12 protein-coding genes and 1 pseudogene are annotated in these 5689 nt (G+C 39.4%); all 13 read left to right on the plus strand.

Translation table 11 applies throughout. The features are described from left to right. Positions 1 to 133: 133 nt before the first annotated feature. Complete coding sequence (locus tag HT687_RS07015) at positions 134 to 442, plus strand: hypothetical protein (protein ID WP_138701311.1); 309 nt, start codon at positions 134 to 136, stop codon at positions 440 to 442. 113 nt (positions 443 to 555) lie between these two features. Continuing rightward, positions 556 to 984: a hypothetical protein gene (locus HT687_RS07020; protein ID WP_054393017.1), complete on the plus strand. Its 429-nt coding sequence runs from the start codon at positions 556 to 558 to the stop codon at positions 982 to 984. Between the two features lie 3 nt (positions 985 to 987). Next, positions 988 to 1134: a hypothetical protein gene (locus HT687_RS07025; protein ID WP_000438875.1), complete on the plus strand. Its 147-nt coding sequence runs from the start codon at positions 988 to 990 to the stop codon at positions 1132 to 1134. Beyond that, positions 1121 to 1270, plus strand: coding sequence for a hypothetical protein (locus HT687_RS07030; protein WP_166727420.1), 150 nt, complete (start codon positions 1121 to 1123; stop codon positions 1268 to 1270). Before HT687_RS07025 ends, HT687_RS07030 begins: the two co-directional genes overlap by 14 nt. A 150-nt stretch (positions 1271 to 1420) precedes the next feature. Continuing rightward, the gene (locus tag HT687_RS07035) at positions 1421 to 1687 is read left to right on the plus strand and encodes a hypothetical protein (RefSeq protein ID WP_172921881.1); all 267 of its coding nucleotides are present in this window, start codon (positions 1421 to 1423) and stop codon (positions 1685 to 1687) included. Beyond that, positions 1680 to 1895, plus strand: a complete 216-nt coding sequence (locus tag HT687_RS07040) for a hypothetical protein (protein ID WP_054388186.1) — start codon at positions 1680 to 1682, stop codon at positions 1893 to 1895. Before HT687_RS07035 ends, HT687_RS07040 begins: the two co-directional genes overlap by 8 nt. Next, a complete protein-coding gene (locus tag HT687_RS07045; RefSeq protein ID WP_172922901.1) occupies positions 1892 to 2188 on the plus strand; it encodes a hypothetical protein in 297 nt (98 codons plus the stop codon). The genes HT687_RS07040 and HT687_RS07045 overlap by 4 nt, the downstream gene beginning before the upstream one ends. Next, complete coding sequence (locus tag HT687_RS07050) at positions 2166 to 2507, plus strand: DNA-binding protein (protein WP_172922902.1); 342 nt, start codon at positions 2166 to 2168, stop codon at positions 2505 to 2507. Before HT687_RS07045 ends, HT687_RS07050 begins: the two co-directional genes overlap by 23 nt. Continuing rightward, entirely contained in the window at positions 2500 to 2772 is a 273-nt protein-coding gene (locus tag HT687_RS07055) for a hypothetical protein (protein ID WP_054388145.1), read from the plus strand. The genes HT687_RS07050 and HT687_RS07055 overlap by 8 nt, the downstream gene beginning before the upstream one ends. Beyond that, entirely contained in the window at positions 2769 to 3284 is a 516-nt protein-coding gene (locus tag HT687_RS07060) for a hypothetical protein (protein WP_172922903.1), read from the plus strand. The genes HT687_RS07055 and HT687_RS07060 overlap by 4 nt, the downstream gene beginning before the upstream one ends. Beyond that, positions 3277 to 4731 (plus strand): virulence-associated E family protein, encoded by a 1455-nt coding sequence (locus HT687_RS07065; RefSeq protein ID WP_172922904.1) that lies wholly within the window; start codon positions 3277 to 3279, stop codon positions 4729 to 4731. The genes HT687_RS07060 and HT687_RS07065 overlap by 8 nt, the downstream gene beginning before the upstream one ends. A gap of 405 nt (positions 4732 to 5136) precedes the next feature. Next, positions 5137 to 5367 (plus strand): annotated as a pseudogene (locus HT687_RS07070) (hypothetical protein); the annotation flags it as partial. Between the two features lie 40 nt (positions 5368 to 5407). After that, positions 5408 to 5566 (plus strand): DUF2292 domain-containing protein, encoded by a 159-nt coding sequence (locus HT687_RS07075; RefSeq protein WP_172922906.1) that lies wholly within the window; start codon positions 5408 to 5410, stop codon positions 5564 to 5566. The last annotated feature ends 123 nt before the right edge of the window (positions 5567 to 5689 follow it).

A 5689-nucleotide genomic window follows, 5' to 3' on the forward strand; every position in this document is an offset into this window, starting at 1 on the left:
CGAATAAGAACGGAAGGAGCGACACAATCGCAATACTATATTACATTTACAAGTTTCTCATGTGGTGCTTTACCACTGGGGATTGACCTTCTCGGAAGAAATATCCGACCTAGAACATAAAGGAGAAAACAACATGAACAATAAACAAGTATATCAAGCACAAACAACTGACCACGGTATCGCTAGAGCATTAGGCGAAGAAATTCGTATGATCACAGACGTTGAAGAAACAACTTACAATGGACACGGTGAAATCATTGTTGAGTACACCAACGACGTAGCATTGACAAAACTATTTGACCGTATTAAATCACTTTACGAAAAAGGCGAAAGCTACGAAACAAAACCACTCTTACATTTTAAAGTATTGGAAGATGATGTTGAACCAACCCCAAATGGAGTTTTTCCTGCTAAAGAGGTTGCGGATTTTTTAGGAGTTTAAGACAACAAAAAAAGTCACTTGCTGAACGTTTGGCGACTGAAGCAAGCGACTGGATGAATGGTATAGATATTTTTTCTATACCTTGATTATAGCATAGAAAGACAAGGTAAACAATGGGAAAGAAACATCAAATAGTAAAATTTAAAGATATAGCTGAAAAATTGCCAGAATTAGAGGGTAAAAACCTAGAAGAAATCGCTGGAGTATTAGGCTATCGCAACTTGGAGAGTTGCAGGGTTAACCTTTACAATCTGAGACAAAACAAGCGTCTAGGATTTGAAGTAGAAAAAGGGGTGTACTCCAAGTTTGAACTCTTGGACGGTACGGTAAAAGAGGAATTGGAAGACAAAGAACTGTCTGAACGTGGTCATTTTTTACAGTCGCTAGACTACTACAAAGTAGCAAAAAACGCCTTTGAAATAGCAGAAGATAAAACAGTAAAAGCAGAAACACGACAAAAAGCAGAGCGTGACATATTGGACGCAATGAAGCATATCCCTAAAAAGCACCGCGCTATAATTTACGACATGATGGAGGGCTAACAGATGGAACAATACACAAAAAGAGCAAGCGCCTTGATTATAACTTTTAATCGTGGGGTTATATCTCAAGATGAATTTATCGAAGAATTTACAAAACTAAGAGAAAAGGTAGTAAAAGCAGTAAGTGAGGCAAAGAATGACAAATTATGATAGAGCCAAGCGATTTTACAGCCGTGCAACTTACGCCCTAAGCGATTTTCTCCATGGGCGGATAGATGAACAAGAATTTAGAAAACAATGGCAACGGCTAGCAGATAAAGCCGTAAACGAAATGAATAAAAACTAAGAAAACCGAAGAGCAGGCAAGCAAATTAGAAAAGGTTTTGAAAAGCATAGAGCGCCAACTCTTTAAACTGGTACTTTCTCACGCTTTCAACTTGGCGAGTCTAAGCGTGAGGATATCCTGGATAGTAAAAGACAAAAAAAGGAAACAAACATGACAAAAGAAGAAATTAAAAATATTTTAGATGAACTAGATGATTTAACCTTAGGACTTAACACCGCTCAAAATGCTTTAGAGGCTACTTCTCATTTTTTTAGTAAAAACATGAGCAACCAAGAGAAGACCCTACTTTTAGCCTTGGAATATAACACGCAAAGCGCCATTTTTTACCTTGCTTATGATTGTCTTATCAAGACAAAGGAAAATCTAGTTAATACTATCGGAATGTACCGCAAAGAATTGGAGGAAAAACATGAATGAGTTAGATATAAGCAACACACAGGCTGCTGTCTTAATCGTGGTATTGATTGGCTTACTACTTTATCTAAACCACCGAGACCGTAAAAAAAGCGCCCAAATAGAGCGAGAAAACCAACAGACGATAGAAACACCTAGCGAGGATTTAAATCCTGATTATGGGCGATATATCCAGCTTGCAGGGGTAAGAGTTTACGGAGGGATGAAATGAGTTACATAGTGAAGATATACCTTGATAGTGAAAAAATACCAGATGAACCTTATTTTACAAAAGATATTTTTCTAGCTACGTGTATGGACAATGCAACAAAGTTAGCTGTAACTAGGGGCTTGTTGACAAAACAAGCGTTGGATTTAGAAACTAAGACAGCTATCTTGAAAACCCTTGATACAATCATAGAGACTCAAAAAGCTATTTTGCAAGGGGTAGCGAGCGGACAAATAACCTTTGTAAATAAAAGCAAAGGAGGGGAGAGATTGGATGGGCCTATCAGAGAACGATAAACGAGTATTAAGACTAATCAAGGTAGGGGCTGAGAACTCCACCACAGGGACAGACATCAGCCGACTGACTAAGCTATCAGAAAGGGCGGTACAAGATACTATTAAGCGTTTAATAGTCAAGCATAACATCCCGATTGTAGGGGCTAGAAATGGAATTTATAGAGGTTATTTCATACCTAGAAACAAAGGCGAGTTACTAGATGGCGCTAAGGCTTTTTACAACCAAGTACAGGAGGAGAGCAAGCGCCTAGCGGTGTTGATGAACAGCGACCTAGAAAGCTACAAAGAAACCTTGAAGGAGGTGGGCAGATATGTTTAGCCTAAGCCGAGAAAGTGAGCATGATTTGACGCATGGCATTCTGGAGGTAGTGGAAAGATACCTGGAAGCACATGAGAAAGCACCGCAGAGACTGACTAAGTTGATAAATAGAATTGAACTCAAAGAGGAATTGAAAATTAGTGACAACACGCTAAATAAGTGGGAAAGTCAGGGGTTAAGACGCTATCAACCGCCAGACGATGGTTCAAGAATGATTTACTATTTAGTGACCGACATCTGGAAGTTTCTGGGGGTGGATGAATGAGAGTGCTGGAGTTAATTCTATCCGCTGAAAAATTACCTTTGTTTGGCTTTCTCAAGTCTAGCCCAACCCAAGTTTGGAAGAATGGCAATCACTATAAATTTATCTATTTTGAGCCAATAGGCGAGGGTTTGACGGCTTTTCACTACAAAGGCTTGTATGTGGTAGTTAAAGACGAAAGCGAGGAAGTAGAGGGCTGGGAATTGGCCAGAGATTTAGAGATAGGTTTGGCTAGTCCTGACTTGCTGACGATCCTGAAAGATTTAGAGGTAAACAAATTGACAGAGCAACGGCAGGGTCTTGGAGTGGAGTTAAAGGGTTGGATTTTTGACCTGATTTGTAACGGGATTTATACCAGGTATGAGACTTCGCTTTTTGTCCGCTTGCTATTTGTTAATGGCTACAGTTTTAGCCAGTTAGTGGACTTGTTTTCTGCAATCGTTAAACGCAAAGACCTAGCAAGCTATTTCCTAGAAGTAGCAAGGATATTTTATAAGGAGGTGGCTTTTGAATAGCAATGACATTGTAAATAAAATCATTGAAGAAGATCAGCAACAAGCACCGCCTGAAGTGGTGGACCTGACCCAAGCAAGGGAGACCGATGAGGAACACAATAGCCTGAACTTGGCAAAAAGAGCAAGAGGTGACGGCTTTGCAGTCAACTTGGACAATCTCAAGAAGATTTTGAACGGAGATAGCAAGCTAAAAGGGGCGATACAGTACAACGTCTTCACTTATGAAATCGACGTGACTAGACCAATGAAGCTAAACGGTAGAATCCTGAGCGGTGCAATCGATGACCTGATTATCAGAGAGATTAGGGCTTATATTGCTACCAAGTACAAGCTTGACTATAAAAAGCCTGACATAGCGGATATTTTGGAAGTGGTGGCTGGAGAACACAGCTATAACCCCTTAAAAGACTATCTGGAATCTTGCGAAAGTGAGTATAAAGAGTTAGTGAATCAGCGCGATCCCTTTGATATTTTAAGGCATTATCTCAATATCAAGGATGATGAATATAACCGTATTATCATGGATTTGTTTTTCCGTGGAGCGGTTGCCAAGGTGTTTGACCCTACCATCAAGTTTGACTTTGTGCTGGACTTGACTGGACGGCAGGGAGTAGGAAAAACCCAATTTTTTGAGGGGCTTTTCACTCACAAGTATTTTACCACCATTGAGACCTTCACAGACAAAGATGACAAGGCTAGAATGGTCAGAAACTGGTGTGTATTTGATGATGAGATGGTGGCCAGTAAAAAGGCTAGTTTTTCAGAATTGAAGAAATTCATCACAGAAACCAAGCTAGAGTTTAGACCGCCTTACGCCTCCAGTGATAGGCGACTGCCTAAGAGTTTTATTATCGTGAGGGCAACTAATGACCATGATTATTTAAACGACCTGACAGGAGAAAGGCGCTTTTTGGTTGCGGAAGTCCACAAGGACACCGCCTATAAGGGCAGGAAGTGGACGGAAAAAGACCGTAGAGCCTTTTGGGGTGCTATGGTGGTGGCTTGGAGAGCTAACCAAGTGTTGAACCTGACAGACGAGCAAGAAAAGCTAGTAAATGAGGTTAGAAGCCGTTACAAGTTTGTAGATGAAACCCTTGAGGATTTGGAGCGCTATTTAGGCACTCCTTACCCAAAAAGAATGTATCAGTTCCCCCCGACAGATAGAACAAGATATTATTACATTTACGACATGATAAATCATGGCTATCATATGGGCGCAAACGGTGTAGAAATTACCTTAGATATTGAAAAGTATGGGGAACTAGTGGAACGTGACAAGATGGCTATTAATTTATTTTTCACAGAGGTATATCCGGATAAGATACCGAACGTAAAGGATAAAAACAAGATTAAAAAAATCATGCAAAGTAAAGAGGATTGGGAAGCAAGGGAGTCCTTGCGATTTGGCAAAAGTATCAAACGCGGATTTGCTAAAATAAAAAAATAAAGTGTAGACAGTGTAGCCAAAAGATAAAAAAACGGCTACGCTGAAAACCCTTGATACTGTAAGGGTTTCAAAGAGGTGTAGACAAGACGAAAAAAAACGGCTACACCCCTAAACCCTTGATATTACTGAATTTTTAATATAAATGTAGCCAAAATATATATTTTATAAAAGTATATATAATTAAATACCTAATACGTTATTTATATATTTTTTTGAGATGAAACGGCTACACGGCTACACAAGGCGAAAACCCTTGGGGCTGTAAGGCGGAATGCGTAGCCGCTAGATATTCAAAAATGGCTACACTTTGCCCAAAACCTAAAATAAAATGGGGTAGATAGTACCGACCTCCTTGCAATGGTGTAACTACTAGTGACACCCTTAAAACAGAAAGAGGAAAACAACATGACATTAAAAACATTTTCGGATAAAGCCAAAACATTTACTTTCACTTACGAATTTAAAGACCTAGATACTGCTACGGTAGCAGGTCACGCGCTACTGGGATATATGACTGGGACTTATGAAGTACCATCTATTTCAATAACTCACAAGGATAAAGGGACGCTAGTAGCTGAGTACGTGGAGGATAAGAAACTAAACTATATCTTTAAACGTATTTGTGAGAGCTTCAAAGGCTGCAAGCAAACAGAGGGGTAGCATGAAAGGCTAAAATATGGAGATACAAGAAGGCTTTATTTATTTTAGAAATTATGGTAAAATAAAACTGTTAGAGGTTCCAAGGTTTGGGAGTATCACGCTTAAAATACAAGACGGCGAGATTGTCTCCAGCGTGGAATCTAAAACAACAATATTTAAAAAGAATACTGACTGAAAAAATCAGAGGTATAGCATAAAGTGGAGCAATCTATTTTGGCTATGTCTCTTTTGTTTTTGGGAAGATTGGAGGAAAAAGAAATGCCAACATTGCAAGAAGTGAAAAACCAGATGGACAAAG

The sequence above is a fragment of the Streptococcus sp. 1449 genome (assembly GCF_013276805.1).
Lineage (GTDB): Bacteria > Bacillota > Bacilli > Lactobacillales > Streptococcaceae > Streptococcus > Streptococcus pseudopneumoniae.

What these genes read in the sequence shown, in the direction of transcription:
- HT687_RS07015 (WP_138701311.1), top strand. Translation starts at nt 134, where the DNA reads ATGAACAATAAACAAGTATATCAAGCACAAACAACTGACCACGGTATC.
- HT687_RS07020 (WP_054393017.1), top strand. Translation starts at nt 556, where the DNA reads ATGGGAAAGAAACATCAAATAGTAAAATTTAAAGATATAGCTGAAAAA.
- HT687_RS07025 (WP_000438875.1), top strand. Translation starts at nt 988, where the DNA reads ATGGAACAATACACAAAAAGAGCAAGCGCCTTGATTATAACTTTTAAT.
- HT687_RS07030 (WP_166727420.1), top strand. Translation starts at nt 1,121, where the DNA reads ATGACAAATTATGATAGAGCCAAGCGATTTTACAGCCGTGCAACTTAC.
- HT687_RS07035 (WP_172921881.1), top strand. Translation starts at nt 1,421, where the DNA reads ATGACAAAAGAAGAAATTAAAAATATTTTAGATGAACTAGATGATTTA.
- HT687_RS07040 (WP_054388186.1), top strand. Translation starts at nt 1,680, where the DNA reads ATGAATGAGTTAGATATAAGCAACACACAGGCTGCTGTCTTAATCGTG.
- HT687_RS07045 (WP_172922901.1), top strand. Translation starts at nt 1,892, where the DNA reads ATGAGTTACATAGTGAAGATATACCTTGATAGTGAAAAAATACCAGAT.
- HT687_RS07050 (WP_172922902.1), top strand. Translation starts at nt 2,166, where the DNA reads ATGGGCCTATCAGAGAACGATAAACGAGTATTAAGACTAATCAAGGTA.
- HT687_RS07055 (WP_054388145.1), top strand. Translation starts at nt 2,500, where the DNA reads ATGTTTAGCCTAAGCCGAGAAAGTGAGCATGATTTGACGCATGGCATT.
- HT687_RS07060 (WP_172922903.1), top strand. Translation starts at nt 2,769, where the DNA reads ATGAGAGTGCTGGAGTTAATTCTATCCGCTGAAAAATTACCTTTGTTT.
- HT687_RS07075 (WP_172922906.1), top strand. Translation starts at nt 5,408, where the DNA reads ATGGAGATACAAGAAGGCTTTATTTATTTTAGAAATTATGGTAAAATA.